This is a genomic window from Caenimonas sedimenti (assembly GCF_007833165.1).
GTDB lineage: Bacteria > Pseudomonadota > Gammaproteobacteria > Burkholderiales > Burkholderiaceae_C > Ramlibacter > Ramlibacter sedimenti.
In genome coordinates this window covers 43,413-61,415 of the sequence record NZ_VOBQ01000007.1, presented here as the reverse complement: position 1 = coordinate 61,415, position 18,003 = coordinate 43,413, and the positions used below count along the sequence as shown (strand labels likewise).

The following is an 18,003-nucleotide window of genomic DNA, read 5'->3' as shown; positions in this document are numbered from 1 at the left end:
ACGATCATGAAACTCATCCGCCGCTTCTTCCTCGCCCTCGTCGCCTGCACGGCCTTCCTGGGCGCGCTTCCCGCGCAGGCCCAGACGACCGTCCCCAAGGTCCTGGCCCTCTACGACGCGCCTTCCGGCACCGAATGGGACAAGCTCGGCATGGCCTACGCCATCATGCTGCGCAACCTGCTCGGGCACTTCAACGCACAGGTCGACCTGGTTCCGGTGCAGCAATACACCGCCGGCCGCGTCAACAACTACCAGGCCACCTTCTACCTGGGCGCCGCCTACGACCACCAGATTCCGGCGGCCTTCCTGAATGACGCGATGACCACGACCAAGACCGTCGTCTGGTTCAAGTACAACATCTGGCAGCTGGCCTGGAACGCCCAGTACAACTTCACGGCCAACAAGGGCATCTCGTTCTACGGCCTGCGCGGCTTGAACGCGCAGCCTTCGTCGTCGAACCCGAATCCGGGCTTCTTCGACACGGTGAAGTACAAGAACCTCGACTTCGTCAAGTACTACACCTACGACGCAGGCCGCAACGCGATCAATTCGGATCCGGACATCGGCTGGACGGCGATCGCCGACCCGGCCAAGGCCACAGCCGTCGTGTCCGTTGCCAACCCGAAGGCCGGGGAGGTCGCGCCCTACATCGTGCGCGCCGGCAACTTCTGGTACGTGGCGGACCTGCCCTTCAGCTTCATCGGCCCGCGCGACCGCTACCTGGTCTTCTCCGACCTGCTGCACGACATGCTGGGCATCAACCACGCCGAGAGCCACAAGGCGATGGTGCGGCTGGAGGACGTGGGCGCGATGGTGGACACCAACGCCATGAAGACGCTGACCGACTACATGGCTTCCAAGGCCGTGCCGTTCTCGATCGCCGTGATCCCGCACTACATGGATCCGCTGGGCCTCTACAACGGCGGCACGCCGCAGAGCGTGACGCTGTCGCAGGCCACGAACCTGCGCAAGTCGCTCGACTATGCCCGCCAGAAGGCCGGTGCCGAGATGGTCATGCACGGCTACACCCACCAGTACGGCAGCATGCGCAACCCGCACACCGGCGTGAGCGGCGACGACTACGAGTTCTGGGACATCGTCAACAACAGGCCGGTGCCGGAAGATTCCACCAGCTGGGCGCTCGGCCGCCTGAACGCGGGCCTGCGCGACATGCGCGCCAACGGCTACAACCCGGTGGCCTGGGAGACGCCGCACTACCACGCCTCGCCGCTGGCTTCCAAGGCCGTCCCGCAGGTGTTCGGCACCACCTACCAGCGCGTCGTGTACTTCACGGCCGACAAGCCGAACTTCTTCGCGCCGGTGGGCAAGGACTTCTCGGTGGGCCAGATCTTCCCGTACGTGATCGGCAAGGACTACTACGGCCAGCGCGTGCTGCCGGAGAACCTGGGGAACATCGAGTACGACATCAGCACGATCGACCCGACCTCCAACTACAACTACACGGCGGACGACCTCATCACCAACGCCCGCTACGCGCTGGCGGTGCGTGACGGCTTCGCCTCCTTCTTCTTCCATCCCTTCTGGCTGGAGCCGGCGGTCGGCACGCCGGGCTTCGCGGACTTCAAGAAGACGGTCGAAGGGATCACGGCGCTCGGCTACACCTGGGTCAAGCCCAGCCAGCTGCCCTAGAGCAAGAGCGCGCGAACCAATACTTTTACAACGAGGTGCACCATGAAACTCCCACGTGTCCTGACAGCCGCCGCGCTGGCGGCCCTGTGCCTGCTGCCGAGCTTCGGCACGGCGCAATCGCCCACGCTGCGGCCCGTCACGCCGCCCACGCCGGCGCAGCAGCCGCCGACCACGCCGGTGTTCCGGCCGGCGGCACCCGCGGAGACGGTGAACCTCGGCGGCACGCCCGCGGAAGTCTTCGGCAAGCTCGCGGCGGATCCCTGGATCCCGCGTTCGATCACCTTCCAGGAGCTCGGTTTCACCGAGCCGGTGGTGCTGGGTTATCCGGACACCATCCGTGAGATCTACCTGCCGGTGCCGGCGGGCGTGGACCTGTCGAACGCGCAACTGCAGCTGGACGCCAGCTACGTGCGCGCGGACGGCGGCCGCACCACGCTGGTCTATGCGATCGACGGCGCGCCCGTCACCGCGCAGGGTTACACCGCCGACCGTGGTGATGCGAGTGCCGTGATCCCCATCGACGGCAAGCCCCGGCCCAGTGGCTTCGTGCGGCTGAACATCGACTGGCGCACGGCCATGGCGCGCGAAAACACCTGCGCCGACGCGCGTGCGGCGGGCAACATCCTGCGCATCGAGCCGACCAGCAAGTTCGTGTTCCGCTACAACGGCACCGCCATCCGCGACCTGGCCGCCGCCTGGTCGGCGCTGCCGGCGCAGCCGACGATCCTGATCGCGTCGAACCGGCTGACGCAGGAATCCTATGACTCCGCCTGGCGCGTCGGCGTGGCGCTCGAGCGTGCCGGCAAGCGGCCGAAAATCCGCACGCTGCCGGTCGCGGGCGACACCGTCAACATGCAGGGCGTGGCGGTGCCGCCGGGCCTGAAGTCCGTGCCCGGCTATGCCGGCCTGACCGACAGCCCCACCCACAAGATCGCCAGCCCGGCCGAAGCGGGCGCGCTGATGGCCATGGGCCCGGCCGGCCCGATCCAGGCCGACATCGTGATCGCCGATGCGAACACCGCCGCCGCCATGGGCCAGCCGCTCGACGCGCTGCAGGGCCAGGTGCAGGGCGACGCCGCCGGTAACTTCACCCAGTGGCGCCAGCGCGCGCTGGATGCGTTCAGCAAGCCGGCCGTACCGAACGAAATCCGCCTGGCCAACGTCATGGGGCGCCCGACCATCGTGGTGGCCTCCAACGCCGGCGCCCAGGCGGCCGGTCTCTTCACGCAGATCTGGCAGCAGGCCGCGGCCGGCACCAACCTGGTGGTGAGCGCCGCCGACGAGCCGAAGAACGATGCGTCCGCCGTGTCGCTCAAGTACCTGGGTGGCAAACCGGCGAGTTTCGACGTGCTGGCCCACGCGGACTGGAACGCATCCTTCGACATCGGCTCTGTGGCGGCCGACGGCAAGGGACCGGGCACGCTCGTGATCGACGTGGCGGCCTCGCCGAGTGCGGCGCGCACGCCTCCCGTCGTCTCCGTCTTCATGAATGAAGTGCTGCTGGGCGCCAAGGAAATGGAAGCGCACGGCAAGCGCGAGCGCATCGTCGCCCCGGTGCCGCGCTACGCGCTGCAGACCCGCAACACGATCCGCGTTTCGTTCGTCCGGCAACTCGCCAGCGACCGCTGCCGCGAGACGCCCGAGCCTTATCCGGTGTCCGTGCTGGCCTCCAGCCACATGCTGCTGGACAAGATCGAGCCGGCGGGTGACTTCACCGGGCTGATGTCGAAGTTCGCCAATGGCGGCACCTTGTACGTGCCGGCCGCTCACCTGAACGACGCCACCACCACGCTGCCGCGCGTCATCCGCCTGGCCGCGAGCACCGGTTTGTCACCGGTGAAGGCCAAGTTCGTGCCGGTGGCCGACGGCCAGCAGCCGAAAGCCGATGGCGCCTACCTGGCGGTCGACGTGGTGCCGCAGGGCGTGGGCGATGGCGTGAAGCCGGAGCAGGACCGCCTGTTCCTCGCCGGCACCAAGGACCGGCCCCTGCTCGACGTGCGCGGCCTGAACCGCGTGGGCATGCTGGAAGTGCACGGCAAGGGTGACAACCTCGGCGCGGTCTACCGCACCCTGGGCGCGCAGCCGCCGTCCATGGAGAAGCCGATCATGCTGTCCGGCGGCAACCTGGCCATCATGGGCAATGCCGGCCTCCGGACCGAAGTCAACACGCGCGACCCGTCGGGGCAGGGCACGATGAAGGAGGCCCAGCTCGGGCTCTTCGAGCGCGGCTACTGGTGGACGCTGCCCATCCTGGCCGTCGCACTGTTCGTGGCGTTGCTGGTCTTCGCGAGCCGCATGCGCCGCCGCAAGAGCGAGACCGGCGACCGCTGATGCGCTTCACTGAAAGGGGATGGACATGAACTGGGACCTGATCGTCGCCGAGTACAACTCGGGGCTGGAGGTGGTCGCCGCGATCCTGGCGCTGATCATCTTCATCTCGTCGCTGGACGACGTGTTCATCGATCTCTGGTACTGGACCCGCCGGATCTTCCGGCGGGTGAAGGTGGAACGCGACGGCCGCTATTCGAAGCTGACCCCGGAGATGCTGCGCGACCGGCAGGAGCAGCCCCTGGCCATCATGGTGCCGGCCTGGCAGGAGAGCGATGTCATCGCCGCCATGGTGCAGAACATGGTGGAGGTGCTGGAGTACCAGAACTACCAGATCTTCATCGGCACCTACGTCAACGACCCGGCGACCGTCGAAGAGGTCGAGCGCATGGCCAAGCGCTACCCGCGGATCCACCGCGTGGAAGTGCCGCACCCAGGCCCGACGTCCAAGGCGGACTGCCTCAACTTCGTGGTGGACGCGATCTTCGCGCATGAGCGTGACAACGGTGTCGAGTTCGCGGGCGTCGCGCTGCACGACAGCGAGGACGTCGTCCACCCGCTGGAGCTGAAGTTCTTCAACTACCTGCTGCCGCGCAAGGACATGATCCAGCTGCCGGTGGCCTCGCTGGAGCGCGACTGGTACGAGCTCGTGGCGGGCACCTACATGGACGAGTTCGCCGAAAGCCACGCCAAGGAGATGGTCGTGCGCGAAAGCGTCTCGGGCATGGTGCCTTCCGCTGGCGTCGGTACGTGCTTCTCGCGCAAGGCGCTGATCGCGCTGGTCGGCACCACGCGCAACAAGCCGTTCAACGTCGACAGCCTGACGGAGGACTACGACGTCGGCATGCGCCTTGCGCAGATGAACATGCAGTCGATCTTCGGCGTGTTCCCGGTCACCTTCCACATCAGCCGCACCTCCTGGGGCAGCAAGAAGCGGCGCGAGCTGCTGATGCAGATGCCGCTGTGCGTGCGCGAGTATTTCCCCGACAACTTCCGCGCGGCCTACCGGCAGAAGGCGCGCTGGGTGCTGGGCATTGGCCTGCAGAGCTGGGAGCAGATCCGTTGGCGCGGGCGCACGCTGGCCGCGCGCTACCTGCTGCTGCACGACCGCAAGGGCGTGTTGACGGCATTCGCCAGCATCTTGGCGTACCTGCTGGTGATTCACTTCGTGCTGTTCCACGTCGGGCTGGCCACGGGTTGGTGGAACGCCTACTACCCGTCCCTGTTCGAGCAGGGCAGCTTCTGGCGGGCGCTGCTCTTCATCAACGCCATCTTCCTCGTCATCCGGGCGGCGCATCGCGTCTACTTCACGACGGTGCTGTACGGCTGGGAGCATGGGCTGATGTCGCTGCCTCGCATGGTGGTCGGCAACTTCGTCAACTGCATGGCGGTCGCGCGGGCCTGGAAGATGTACCTCTCCTACCTGTTCCGTGGCACGCGGCTCGCCTGGGACAAGACCGCCCATGAATTCCCGAGCAGCGTGCAGCTGGCGCGCCGCCGGCAGCGCCTGGGTGAACTGCTGAAGTCCTGGAACGCGGTGGACGACACCGCCCTGGCGCGCGCGCTGGAGCAGCAGTCCGCCAGCGACGTCCCGCTCGGCCGGGTGCTGGTGTCGAACGGCTGGCTGGACGAGGAGACGCTGGCGGAAGCCATCGCCTACCAGGCCGACCTGCCGCGGGCCAACCTCACGGCCGATCTGGTGCGCAAGCACGCGGCCGACGTGCCGCTGATGCTGGCGATCCGGCACCGGGCCGTTCACATGGGGCTGAACAAGAACGGCCGGCCGGTGCTGGCGGTGGCGAGTCCGTTGTCGGAAGCCGCGCTGGCGGAGTTCGAGGCCGCGCTGGGCCAGGCACCCGTGCAACGCATCGCCCGCGAAGGCGAACTGGCCGTGGCCCTCCGGCTGCTCAGCGAGAAGGGGCTGGGCGGTGGCCGCGCGCCGGAGGTTCCCAGCGGTCCGTTGCTGGGCGACATGCTGATCGAGCGCGGGCTCTTGCGCCGCGACGAATTCGAGAATGCAATGCGCGAATACCGGCCCGACAAGCATGGCCGGATCGGCGACTACCTGGTCGAGCAGCGGGTGATCCTGCGCGACGTGGTCGAGCAGGTGGTCCAGGAACAAAGAAGGTTCTTCAACGCCCAAGCCCAACCATCATGAGCCCAGCCCAACAAAAACAACGACCCATCCACCTCGCCATCGCCGGTGCGCTGGCGATTTTTCTTTGTTCCGCGGGTGCCCAGACCACGGCGCCCGCTGGACGCAACCCGCCGCCCGCGGCCCATGCCGCGGCGGACGCTGGCTACAAGGCCTTCGAGCGGAAGGACTACGCGGCCGCGGTGGAGCACGCGCAGCGCGCCGTGCAGCTCGCCCCGGACCGCCGCGACTACTGGCTGCTGCTGGCACAGGCGCAGCTGGCGGCCGGCCAGATGGGCGGCGCCCAGCAGTCGCTGGACCGGGCGGCCCAGGCGAGCGGCGACGACGCCGCGCTGGCCCGCGCCCGCGCCGACTTCACGCGCGCACGGGCCCAGGCCTCCGGCGCGGCCATGTACCAGGCGCTGCAGGCCAATGACCTGACCTCCGCGATCGCGCACGGCCGCCTGGCCGTGGCCGATGCGCCAGAAAACGCCGGCTACCGGCTCGCCCTGGTGCATGCGCTGGTGCGTGCCGCGCAACTGGCGGAAGCGGAACGCGTCGCGGGCGAGACCCTCGCGCTGCTGCCGGACAGCGCGGCACCGCTCGCCTTGCGCGGCTATGCGCGCCACCAGCTGGGGCGGACGGCGGAAGCGGCCGCGGACCTGGACCGCGCGCTGCAGCAGCGCGGCCTGCCACCGCCGTCGCAACGTCAGATCCGCCTGCTGGCGGCCGACCTGGCCCTGTCCCGCGGCGATGGAGCGAAAGCCGCGGAACTCCTGCAGCCGCTGCAGGCGAGCGACACCGAAGCCGCCGCGCGGCGCGACCTGGCGCGGGCGCGAGCGAGCAGCGGCGGCGCGCCCATCACCGTGGCGCTGCCGGCGCTCGATTGCGCCAATGTCGTGGCCAGCCAGACCTGCACGGTGCTGGCCGGATCCGTCCCGCTGATGCCGGGCCACGCGGCGGCGGGCGCCGCCTACCGGGCGCTGGAGCAGAAGGACGCGCAGCGCGCGCTCGAACTGGCGCGCGAAGCCACGGCGGCATCGCCCGGCCAGCGTGACTGGCAGCTGCTGCGCATGAACGCGGCGCTGGCGGCCGGGCAGGTGGAAGAGGCCAAGCAGGCCGCGGCCGCCGCGCGCGCGCTCGGTGACGACATGCCCGGCGCCTCGCGGCTGGACCTGGCGTACTTCTCCACCCGCGTGGGCGACCACCAGGCGGCGCGCGAATCCTTCCGGCAGGCGGATGCGGCGGGCGGCCTGCCGCCCACGTCGCTGCTCGACGCCGGCTATGCCTCGATGCGAGCGCGCCAGGACGACGAGGCGGTCGGCTACTTCAAGCGCGCCATCGACGCGGTCGACAGCCTGCAGCTGAAGCTGGAGCCGCAGATGGTGTACGACACCCGGCGTGCCGTCGCGGAGATCTCGCGCAAGTGGGGCGTCCTGGCATCGCTCACCATGAGCAATGGCGGCAGTGCCGTGCCGCTGTTCGGCTCGGTCGGCGGCCCCGGCGGCCGCAAGGTCACCCAGGCCGGCGTCGAGGCCTACTGGCGGCCCTGGGGCTTCCGCAACGGCCAGTTCGTGGAACTGTTCGCGCGCGGCTTCCAGACGCTGCACAGCGAAGCCGGCGGCCTCGAGGGCAGCGACAGTTTCCAGGGCGCGCTGGGCGCACGCTGGAAGCCGCTGTCGGGGCACAACGCGGTGCTCTCGCTGAGCCGCGTGTTCGGTCCGGAGGTCGAGGGCGACTGGCTCGCGCAGGCTGCGTACTCGCTGGACCTGGGCACCGACCTGCGGGTCGACGTGCCGAGCTGGTGGACCACGCGCATCTCCGCTGAAGTCGGCCGCTACCTCGAAGGCCAGCGCAACTACGCGCTCGGCTCCGTGATGTTCGGCCGCAGCTTCCTGGTGGGCGGCTCGGGCCGCACCGTGGTCTATCCCCACGCCGTCGTGGCGGCGGATTACAGCTCGGTGGAAAGCCCCAAGAGCGCGATCGGCGCCGGCCCCGGCGTGAGCGTGCGGCACTGGTTCCGCGAGGACAAGTACACCGCGCCGCGCTCGTATGTGGACATGACGTTGCAATACCGTGCGCGGATTTCGGGCGCTGACCGTGGCGACGGCGTGTACTTCAATACCCTTCTGTCCTATTGATGAAAGCGTTGCTTGCTTCCCTGGCCCTGCTGATGGCCGGTTGCGCCGTGACCGTCCCTCCGATCGAAGGGGTGGTCTGGCAGATCGACAACGAGACGACGGAGCCCCGCGGCGACTGGGAGCGGTTGGGCGTGCGGCGGCTGCTGGTGCAATGGACGGTGGTCGATGGCCTCGCGTTCATCAACGGGACCGACCTGCCACCGGGAGCGAAGCAGCCGGACTGGCAGCGCATCGCGGCGCAGCCCTGGGCCCAGGAAGTGATCGTCGGCCTGGCGGGCCGGTTCGACGAGCGGGCGGCCCGGGCGGACATCGAGCCGCTCGCGCGGCTGTCGGTGGAGCTCGCGAAGAAGCCGCCGCCGGTGAACGTCGCGGGCTGGTATTTCCCGGTGGAAATCGACCCGACCTGGGTCGAGGCGAAGCGCCTGGGCCCGCTGCTGGACCTGTTGCCCCGCCCGTTGTGGATCAGCGTCTACGACAGCGCGAACGTCGGCCCGGAGGAGCTGGCGGAGCAACTCGTGGAGTGGCTGCCGCGCGACGTCGGCGTGTTCTTCCAGGACGGAGTGGGCGTGCACGCGCGCGAGCCCTATGTCGCCAGGCACTACGCCAACGTCCTGGTGCGCCGCCTCGGCAAGGAGCGCGTGCGGGTGATCGCCGAAGCGTTCCGGCCCAGGCCGGGAGGCGGCTTCCGCCCGGCGACGGTGGAAGAGCTTCGGCCCCAACTGGCGACCTATGGAGGCTTTCCGATCTACCTGTTCGAGGGCCCGCGCTATGTCACAGCGCCGCTGGTCCAGCAGCTTTCAGCCGGACAGCAGCCGCGGTAGTCCTTGTCCTACACCGACAGGACCGGCTTTCCCACAGTCGGGATGGCCGGGGTTTTTACAGTATGTAAGGCCATGAAAGCAATCTTGTCGCCCCCCCGTATCGCCGCAGCGCTGCTGCTGGCCGCCTGTTTTCCGGCCGCCGCCCAGTCCCTCGGGCCCGCGCGCGCCCAGGCGTGGCTGGGGCGATCGCTGGAATTCAGCGTGCCGGCGCGATTCGACGGCACCGGCCGGAATGATTGCGCGAACGCCGAGGTGTACTACGGCAGCCGGCGGATCGACGGGAAACATGTGCAAACCTTTGTCCACGGCGCCGGCAGCGAAACGCGCCTGCAGGTTCTGGTGGATGTGCCGGTGGATGAGCCAGCCGTTTCCGTCGCGGTGCGCGCCGGGTGCGGCAGCAGCGTGACCCGGCGCTACGCCGTGCTGGCCGAGCCCTTGCCGCACGAAGCGCCGCCACCCGTCGTGGCGCGCGCAGCAGCGGTGGTACCGGCAGTCGCCTCAGCCCCGCAACCGGTGGCGGATGTGCGGGTGGCCAAGGCGGAGGTCGCGACGCGTGCCGCCGGAGCCGGCGTGCTCCCGGTGGTCGCCCGCGTGCCGCGGGCGCAGCCCGAAGCGCCGCGCCCGCGCATGGAGCCGGTGGCCGGCGATCGCCCGGCGATCCTGCGCGTCTCCGGCATGCTGGCCAACCCGCTGGGCGACCCCGCGCAGCGCGTGGTGGCCGCGCGCCTGTGGCAGGCGTTCAACGCCGAACCGCAGGAGCTGATGCGGACCACGGCGCTGCTGCAGTCGCTGGAGGCCGAACTCGCTTCGCTGCGCCTGGCGGCTGGCCGCACTCGGGCCGAGGTGCTACAGGTGCAGCGCCGGGCCGATCTGCCTGCCGCGCCCGCCGCGGCGTCCAATCTGCTGCCCTTCGTGCTGCTGGCGGCGCTCGGTGTGGTGGGGGCCGCGTTGCTGTGGCGGCGTGGCGCGTTCAGCGGGGCGCCCGCGGGCCATTGGTACGGTGTGCCCGCGACGCCGCAGGCATCCGTCTTCGATCCGGAACCCACGCTGCCCACCCCGCGGCAGGAAGCCCCGGCCAGCCAACCCGCATCCACCCCGGCCGCGGCCCAGCCGTCGCTGCCGCCGTTCGACCCCTTCGTCCCGTCGGCGTCTCCAGCCAGCCGGGCCGGGCCCGAGGTGGCCGCCGCCCAGGCCGTCCTCGCCGCCAAGGTGAAGTCCGCGCGGGCCCGCGCCGATGCCAAGGTGCACATCTTCCGGGTCGACGCGCTGGCCTCCGCGCTGCAGGAGGCGGAGTTCCTGCGCTCGCTGGGCCTCACGGACGACGCCAAGGCGGTGCTGCGTTCGCACCTGGCGGACGCCACCTCGCCGTCGCCGCTGGCGTACTACGAGCTGATGCAGATGTGCGCGCAGGGGGAGGACGAGGCGCGCGAGATCCCGCTGCTGCGCCGCCGCTTCCACGAGAAGTTCGAGATCGTCGCGCCTTCGATGGACGAACTGAATGCGCCCGGCGGCCTCGAATGCCATCCCAAGCTCGCGGCCCGCATCGCGGCGGTGTGGCCGACCCCGCCCGCGCTGGACATCATCGAAAAGCGGCTGTTCGCCAAGCCGGAAAGCTCGGACTACCAGATCTCGCTGGAAGCCTGGCGCGACCTCGTGTGGCTCTACGACCTGGCGCAGCACATGCAGATGGGACCGGCCGCGGCCGCCATGGGCCAGCGCGCCGAGTCGGCCGTGATGGCACCGTGGGCCGACCTGGACACGGGCGGGTTCGACCTGTCGGGCGGTGATTTCGGCCGCGCGCACAACTTCGCCGTGGACTTCGACCTCAACGCGGCGGCCGCGCCGGACGAATGGAGCGAGGGCGAGCTCACGCTCGAGCCGTTGCCGCGGCCGGCGCTGGCGCAGTGAAGGAATCGTGAAAGGAGCCGTCTTGCCAACAGCGCCTTTCGCCGGGGATGACGCACCCGCGCTGCTGTTCGACGACCTGCCGGCGCCGCGCACGGGCCGGGGCAGCGGGCGGCCCGCCTGGCTCTACACCGGCGCGCTGCATCCCGCCGATGAGCCTGAGCGGCTCGCGGAGCTGCGCAGCTTCGCGATCCTCGACACCGCCCCCGACGACGACTACGACCGCCTGGTGCAGCTGGCCGCCCTGGTGTGCGGCGCGCCGATGGGGGCGCTGACCTTCGTCGACGGCGATCGCCAGTGGTACAAGTCGCGCGTGGGCGTGCCGCTGGCGCAGCTGCCGCGGGACAAGGGCTTCTGTTCCCACGCCATCCTCGATGCGGACCGGCTGCTGGAAATTCCCGACGTGGCCCGGCTGGGCTGGGCCGATTCGCAGCCCTGGGGCCCGGAGGGGCCGGAGCTGCGCTTCTACGCGGGCGCGCCGCTGCGCACGCGCGAGGGCAGCGCCATCGGAACCTTGTGCGTGATGGACCACGTGGCGCGCACGCTGACCGAGGCGCAGCGCGATGGCCTGGACAAACTTGCCAAGGCCATCGCGACGCAGCTCACCTTGCGACGCCAGCTGCGCATCGCCACCGAAACCGACCGGCTGACAGGCCTGCCCAACTGGTTCCACTTCGAGGCGGAATTCGACCAGACCAAGGCCGAGAAAGGCATGGTCTGCTTCGTCAAGCTGAAGACGATCAACCAGATCAACTCGGCGCACGGCTTCCGCGTGGCCGACGGCCTGATCAAGCAGACCGCCGACCGGCTGCGCGCGTTCACCGAGCATGGGGCTTTCATCGGCCGCATCAAGCGGGGCCTCTTCATCCTGTTCTTTCCCGGCGTCGACCCGGCCGAATTCGCCCGGAAGCGGGCCCCGGGGCTGGCGGCGAGCCTGGCGGCGCCGTATGAAGTCAACCAGCTCTCGCTGGTGTGCCCGGTCAACCTGGGGTTTGCCGCCTATCCGGGCGACGGCGCGACGCTCGACGAGGTGGTGAATGCCGCGGACGCGGCGCTGCAGGTCGCCATCGAGCGCGAGCAGCCCATGGCCTTCTTCGACCGGTCGGTGGACAACGTGCAGAGCCTGCACTACCGGCTGGAGCCGCAGTTGCGGCTGGCGCTGGCCCGCACCGAGTTCGTCAACTACTACCAGCCCAAGGTGGAACTGGAGACCGGGCGCATCGCCGGCGTGGAGGCCCTCGTGCGGTGGATGGACCCGGCGCGCGGTCTGGTGCCGCCCGGCGAGTTCGTTCCCGCGCTGGAGACCACCGGGCTGATCGGCCTGGTGGGCCAGCGCATCCTGGAGCGCGCCATCGAGGACTGGCTGGCGTGGAAGGCCGCCGGCCTGCCCGCGCCCCGCATCGCCGTCAATGTGGCGGCCGCGCAGTTGCGCGACGATGGCTTCCTGCTGATGCTGGAGCGCGCGCTCGCCACACTGGGTGGGGATGCGTCCGCGCTGGGCATCGAAGTCACGGAGAGCATCCTGATCTCCGACATGGAGCGCGCCATTGCCGTGCTGGAGCAGGTGCGCAAGCTCGGCATCCCGGTCGCGATCGACGATTTCGGCACCGGCTATTCGTCGCTCGCCTACATCGTCACCTTGCCGATCGACGAGCTGAAGATCGACCGCGCCTTCGTCAAGAAGATCACCGCCGACGCCGCCTACGAGGGCATCGTGCGCACCTGCGTTTCACTGGCGCGCGGGCTCAACCTGAAGGTGGTGGCCGAAGGCGTGGAAACGCAGGCGCAGGCCGACATGCTGCGCCGCCTGGGTTGCGACCAGGCGCAGGGGTTCCTGTTCAGCCCGCCGGTGCCGGCGGAGCAGCTGCAGCGGATGCTGATGGCGGAGGAGGCGCTCGAGAAGTCGCAGTAGGCCCGAGCCGATGTCATGCCGGGCTTGACCCGGCATCCATCGCCGCCTGCCGCCCCGTTTTCGACGCGCCACTATGGATGCCGGATCAAGTCCGGCATGACATTCTCTCTAGCCGATTTTCACCAGCTCGAACAACACCGTCGGCGGCAACTCCTGCGCGACCTGGTCGCGCCCCACCTTCGGCGTCTCGAACTGGTCGACGCCGCTCAGGTTGAAGGTCGGCAGCTCCTTGGTGATCTCCACCAGCCGGCAGCGCGCCTCGCCGCCGAGCACGGTGGCACGGAAATCGAGCAGGTCGTCCATGTCGATGTCGTAGGCGGCCACCACCACGTGCGGCTTGCTTTCGGCAACGGCCGCGCGGGCCTGCGCGAAGTCGCGCGCGGCCACCGCATCGATGCCCATCTTGCGCAGAGCGTCCTGGGCCTGCTGGCGCAGGCGGTCGTCGTGCGCCAGCACCAGCACCCACGAGTCGCGGTGCGTCGTGCCCATGGGTTGCTGCAGTTCCAGGCAGGAAACGCCTTCGGTGTTCAGGAAGGTCTTCGGGAAATCGATGGTGAGGATGGCAACGCCCTCCTCACCGGTGCGCCGCACCTCCAGGCCCGCCGACGAGGCCATCTGCCGCATCAGCATCCAGTGCAGGCCGTCGTTCAGCCGCCGGCCATGCGGACGCACGTTCCAGCCGCCGGTGCGCTGCTGCGCGGGCTGCGTTCGCTTCGGTGTCGTGACGCGGACGCACAGCCGTGCCGGCCCGGCTCCTTCCGTGGGCGCCATCTGGATGACGATCTCCTTGCTGAAGCTCAGGCCCCAGTCCACGATGCTGTTCAGGAGGCTGATCGCCACGGGCGGGTCCAGCAGCACGTCCACCGGCCGCAGCTCGCCCCGCACGCTGGCCCCCGCGGCTTCGAACTCGCCGGCGCGTTCTTCCAGCATGCGCTGGATCATCTCGGACATCTCCACCCGCTCGCGCGCCTGCCGGATGCGGCCGCCCGCCAGCCGCGTGATCTGCTGCGCGCGCAGGCTGGTGCCGCGCAGCATGTGCATGGCATCGCTGAGCGCCTTGGCCTCGGCGCGGCGCAGCCGTCCGGCGCCCACCAGGTAGTTCAGCGCGCGCAGGATCAGGTTGCTGCTTTCGACGGACTGTTCCGACAGCGATGCGACCAGGTTGGGCCACTGCTGCGCCATCGTCCAGGGCGCGTTCGGGTCGCTGGGGGCGGAACCGTCCGCGCCGTCGGACCAGCGGCGCCCGGTCATCGGCGGGGCACCCACGGCGTTGGTGTTGGTGTTGGTGGATGCCGTTGTGGCTTCGGCGGCGAGATTCATGGCACTTCTCCCGAGGGTTGGATGGCGGCCGGCGCGGTGGCGTTGTGCACCAGCGAGCACTGGTGCGAGCAATAGTCCACCAGGGCGTCGATCTCGGTGGACTTGTCGAAGACGGCGTCGGCGCCGAGCTGGGCGCAGCGCTTGCGCACGCCGGCGTTGACGTAGTTGCTGAAGACGATGAGCTTCTGGTGCGGCTTGGCGCGCTGCACGCGCTGCAGCAGGCGGATGCCGCTACCCTTCTGCAGGAACAAGTCGACGATCAGCAGATCCCAACCGTGGGGGTCATGGGCGAGCCAGGCGGCGGCCTCGTCCTCGGTCGGGCTCGCGCCCACGACGCGCACGCAGGTCAGCTCCTCGAGCGCGCCGGCGAGCCCTTCGCGGATCTCCGCGTTGTCCTCCACTACGAAAACGTTGAGGTGCACGGAAAAGCTCAATTGGTAAGGGTCGGTGTCAAAGCGTTACCCACTCTAGTGACGCGGCTGCGCGGCAGTCTCAGAGGGGCACGCGTTCGCGTGTAGGAGGCGGCCTACGGAATCGCTGTTGAGCTGTTGGTAACCGTAAGATGCAATTCATCCATGCCGAAAGAAGCCATTTGCCGCCCACGTCCGACCTGCTGCAACTGATCGAGCGCAGTGCCTTTGTCGGGGTGTGGAGCGTCGACGCCGCGTTGCGCTGCCTGTCCTGGTCCGACCAGCTGGCGGCCATGCACGGCATGCCGGCGGGCTATGCGCCGCCGGCCGAGGATGCCCTGCGGCATTTCGTGCCCGAGCATCGCGCCGAGGTCGAGGAACAGCTGCGGCGCTGTGTCGAGTTCGGCGACCCCTTCGACATCGAAGTGCAGATCGAAGCCGACGGTGGCCGCCGCGCCTGGGTGCGCTGCATTGGCCAGGCCGTGCGGAATGCGGACGGCACCGTGTCGGGTGTGGAAGGCCTGCTGCAGGAGATCGCGCCCGCGGGCTACCCGCTCGATACGCTGCTGCGCCACACCGTGAGCATGGGCGGTGCGCTCGGCAGCGGCGAGGCCTTCGTCACGGTCGACCATGAAGGGCGCATCAGCTTCCTGAACGAACACGCGGCCGAACTGCTGGACGGCGGCGACACCACGCTGCTCGGGCGCAAGATCTGGAGCTTCTTCCAGAAGCGCGCGCGGCTCGCGCTGGAGGAGCGTATCCGGCATGCGCTCGAGAACCACGAGATGCTCGAACTCGAAGAGCGCGACGCGCAAGTCAACCACTGCCTGGAACTGCGCGGCTTCCCCTTCAGTGGCGGGCTGGCCCTGCACCTGCGCGATGTGACGGCCCGGCGCGAGGCCCAGCAGCACCTGCGCCTGCTGGAAGGCAGCATCGCGCGCCTGAACGACATCGTCATCATCACCGAGGCCGGCCCGTTCGGCGAACCGGGGCCGCGCATCGTGTTCGTGAACGACGCGTTCGAGCGCCGCACCGGCTACACGCGCGCGGAGGTGCTGGGGCGCACGCCGCGCCTGCTGCAGGGCCCGGACACGCAGCGCGCCCAGCTCGATCGGATCCGGGCGGCGCTCGAGCAGTGGCAGCCGGTGCGGGTCGACCTGATCAACCACACCAAGGCGGGCGAGCCCTACTGGGTGGACCTCGACATCTCGCCGGTGTGGGACGGCGCGCGCCGCCTCACCCATTGGGTGGCCGTGGGCCGCGACATCACCGAGCGCAAGACGGCGGAAGAGAAGATCCAGTACCTCGCGTTCTACGATCCGCTCACGCAGCTGCCGAACCGGCAGCACCTGCTGGACCGCCTGCAGGTGGCCATGCAGGAGACCCTGGAGCACGGCACGCACGAAGGCGCGCTGATGTTCATCGACCTGGACAACTTCAAGGTGTTGAACGACACGCTGGGCCATGCCAAGGGCGACATGCTCCTGCAGCAGGTGAGCCGGCGCCTGCGCGGCTGCGTCGCCAAGGGCGACCTGGTGGCGCGCCTGGGCGGCGACGAGTTCGTGGTGCTGCTCGAGAACAAGGCCGAGAAGCCGCTCGACCCGCTGACGGCGGCCAAGGCGGTCAGCCACCGCATCCTGGCCGCGCTGGGTGAGCCCTATGTGCTGCCGGGCTACCTGCACCACAGCACCTGCAGCATCGGCGTGACCTTGTTCGGCAAGGGCGCGTCCAGCGTGAACGAACTCCTGAAGCAGGCGGACCTCGCCATGTACCAGGCCAAGGCCGCGGGCCGCAACGCCGTGCGCTTCTTCGACCCTGAGATGCAGGCCGTGGCCAGCGCCCATGCCGAGCTCGCCGCGGACCTGCGCCAGGCTTGGCGCGACGGCGCGCTGACCGTGGAGTACCAGCCGCAGGTGGGAGAAGCGGGCCGCATGACGGGCGTCGAGGCGCTGCTGCGGTGGGACCATCCGGCGCGTGGTCGCGTCGAGCCCTCGCAGTTCATCCCGGCCGCCGAGGAAACCTCGCTGATCATCCCGATCGGCAGCTGGGTGCTGGAGGCCGCGTGCGCGCAGATCGCCGCCTGGTCCGCGCGGCCGGACCGCCGCCACCTCAGCATCGCGGTCAACGTGAGCGTGCGCCAGTTCCGCCATCCGGATTTCGTGGACGAGGTCATGACCTGCATCCGCGCGGCCGGCATCGAACCCAGCAAGCTGAAACTCGAGCTGACCGAGAGCCTGCTGGCCGACGGCATCGAGGTCACCGTGGCCAAGATGGGCAGCCTCAAGGCGATGGGCGTCGGGCTGTCGCTGGACGACTTCGGGATCGGCTATTCGTCCCTTTCCTACCTGAAGCGGCTGCCGCTGGACGAACTGAAGATCGACCGCGAGTTCGTGAAGGACATCCTCACGGATGCGAACGACGCCGCCATCGCCGGCACCATCATCGGCCTCGCCCGCAGCCTCGGCCTGAACGTGATCGCGGAAGGGGTGGAAACCATCGAGCAGCGGGACTTCCTCGCCCGCCAGGGCTGCCACCAGTACCAGGGCTACCTCTACTGCCGCCCGCTCGCGATCGGGCAGCTGGAAGCGTTCCTGGACGAAACCAAGGGCACCGCTGCTATACCGGAACCATCTTCAGTGGGGTCGTGACCACGGAGCGCGGGAAGCGCAGGATGATCTCGGAGGGGCTGCGGCGCAGCTCCACGGCCTCCAGCGCGGCAAGGGCCTGGACCTCCGTCCATGAGAGCGTGGCCTGGCCGGCATCGTGCAACTGGGTGCTCGCGGCGTCCGCCGAAGGCTGCCAGGTGACGGCGACGACGGCGTGGCCGGCGGCAGTCTCCCCGCTCAGCACGAGCTCACCGCCGCCCGGCGCGTGCTCGGCGAGGCTCAGCAGGGATGCCGCGAGTAGGAAGCGCAAAGCGCCACGGCTGACCTCCATCGGAATGTCGCGGACCTCGTTGCGCAGGTGGAATCCCCGGAAGTTGAGGCTGGACGCCAGCAGGCCGGCGCATTCCTCCACGCCTTCGTTCAGCGGCACGCTGTCGTCTTCGGCGGGCTCCATCCAGGTGGCCACATGCAGGCAGCTCGCCACGGCCTTGCGGGTCAGGCGGTTCAGCTTCGAAACGGCCGCATGCAGGTCCGCGCTGTCGACGGCGCCGCGGTCCAGCCGCGCGCTCAAGGCCTCCATGGTCATGCCCAGCGACTGCAAGGGCACCACCATGTCGTGCCGCAGCGAGGGTGCGAGACGCCGCAGGATGTCGTGGCGGGCCGCATGGGCCAGGCTGCGCTGCCGCTGCGCCGAGGCCAGCTCCGCCGGGTTGGACGCGTCGGCGGTGACGGGGAATGCGAGGGGGACTTCGAGGGCCAGCAAGTGGTGCTTCCGG

Annotated in this window: 11 protein-coding genes; 8 read left to right on the top strand and 3 right to left on the bottom strand. The window is 69.4% G+C overall.

From position 1 onward, the window contains the following. Nucleotides 1-6: 6 nt before the first annotated feature. From FN976_RS09555 to FN976_RS09525, 7 genes are all read left to right on the top strand, one after another. Nucleotides 7-1,650 carry a DUF2334 domain-containing protein gene (locus tag FN976_RS09555; RefSeq protein WP_145892792.1) on the top strand — a complete coding sequence of 548 codons (1,644 nt, stop codon included), beginning with the start codon at nucleotides 7-9 and terminating at the stop codon, nucleotides 1,648-1,650. A gap of 42 nt (nucleotides 1,651-1,692) precedes the next feature. Beyond that, a complete protein-coding gene (locus tag FN976_RS09550) occupies nucleotides 1,693-3,981 on the top strand; it encodes a hypothetical protein (RefSeq protein ID WP_145892791.1) in 2,289 nt (762 codons plus the stop codon). A gap of 19 nt (nucleotides 3,982-4,000) precedes the next feature. Further along, entirely contained in the window at nucleotides 4,001-6,136 is a 2,136-nt protein-coding gene (locus tag FN976_RS09545; protein ID WP_145892790.1) for a glycosyl transferase family protein, read from the top strand. Then, nucleotides 6,133-8,253 (top strand): NfrA family protein, encoded by a 2,121-nt coding sequence (locus FN976_RS09540; protein ID WP_145892789.1) that lies wholly within the window; start codon nucleotides 6,133-6,135, stop codon nucleotides 8,251-8,253. The genes FN976_RS09545 and FN976_RS09540 overlap by 4 nt, the downstream gene beginning before the upstream one ends. After that, nucleotides 8,253-9,074 (top strand): hypothetical protein, encoded by an 822-nt coding sequence (locus FN976_RS09535; RefSeq protein WP_145892788.1) that lies wholly within the window; start codon nucleotides 8,253-8,255, stop codon nucleotides 9,072-9,074. Before FN976_RS09540 ends, FN976_RS09535 begins: the two co-directional genes overlap by 1 nt. Before the next feature lie 84 nt (nucleotides 9,075-9,158). Next, nucleotides 9,159-10,982, top strand: coding sequence for a hypothetical protein (locus FN976_RS09530; protein WP_222432788.1), 1,824 nt, complete (start codon nucleotides 9,159-9,161; stop codon nucleotides 10,980-10,982). A 22-nt stretch (nucleotides 10,983-11,004) separates the two neighbouring features. Further along, nucleotides 11,005-12,891, top strand: coding sequence for a putative bifunctional diguanylate cyclase/phosphodiesterase (locus FN976_RS09525; protein ID WP_145892786.1), 1,887 nt, complete (start codon nucleotides 11,005-11,007; stop codon nucleotides 12,889-12,891). 108 nt (nucleotides 12,892-12,999) lie between these two features. On the opposite strand, the gene FN976_RS09520 is transcribed toward FN976_RS09525, so the two are convergent. Together FN976_RS09520 and FN976_RS09515 are read right to left on the bottom strand one after the other, a co-directional pair. Continuing rightward, the gene (locus FN976_RS09520) at nucleotides 13,000-14,211 is read right to left on the bottom strand and encodes a response regulator (RefSeq protein ID WP_145892785.1); all 1,212 of its coding nucleotides are present in this window, start codon (nucleotides 14,209-14,211) and stop codon (nucleotides 13,000-13,002) included. Further along, nucleotides 14,208-14,633, bottom strand: coding sequence for a response regulator (locus tag FN976_RS09515; RefSeq protein WP_145892784.1), 426 nt, complete (start codon nucleotides 14,631-14,633; stop codon nucleotides 14,208-14,210). The genes FN976_RS09520 and FN976_RS09515 overlap by 4 nt, the downstream gene beginning before the upstream one ends. Before the next feature lie 140 nt (nucleotides 14,634-14,773). On the opposite strand from FN976_RS09515, the gene FN976_RS09510 reads away from it, so the two are divergent. Beyond that, entirely contained in the window at nucleotides 14,774-17,269 is a 2,496-nt protein-coding gene (locus FN976_RS09510; RefSeq protein ID WP_145892783.1) for a sensor domain-containing protein, read from the top strand. On the opposite strand, the gene FN976_RS09505 is transcribed toward FN976_RS09510, so the two are convergent. Beyond that, nucleotides 17,238-17,990 carry a hypothetical protein gene (locus FN976_RS09505; protein WP_145892782.1) on the bottom strand — a complete coding sequence of 251 codons (753 nt, stop codon included), beginning with the start codon at nucleotides 17,988-17,990 and terminating at the stop codon, nucleotides 17,238-17,240. The two genes, FN976_RS09510 and FN976_RS09505, sit on opposite strands and share 32 nt — an antisense overlap. Between the last annotated feature and the right edge of the window lie 13 nt (nucleotides 17,991-18,003).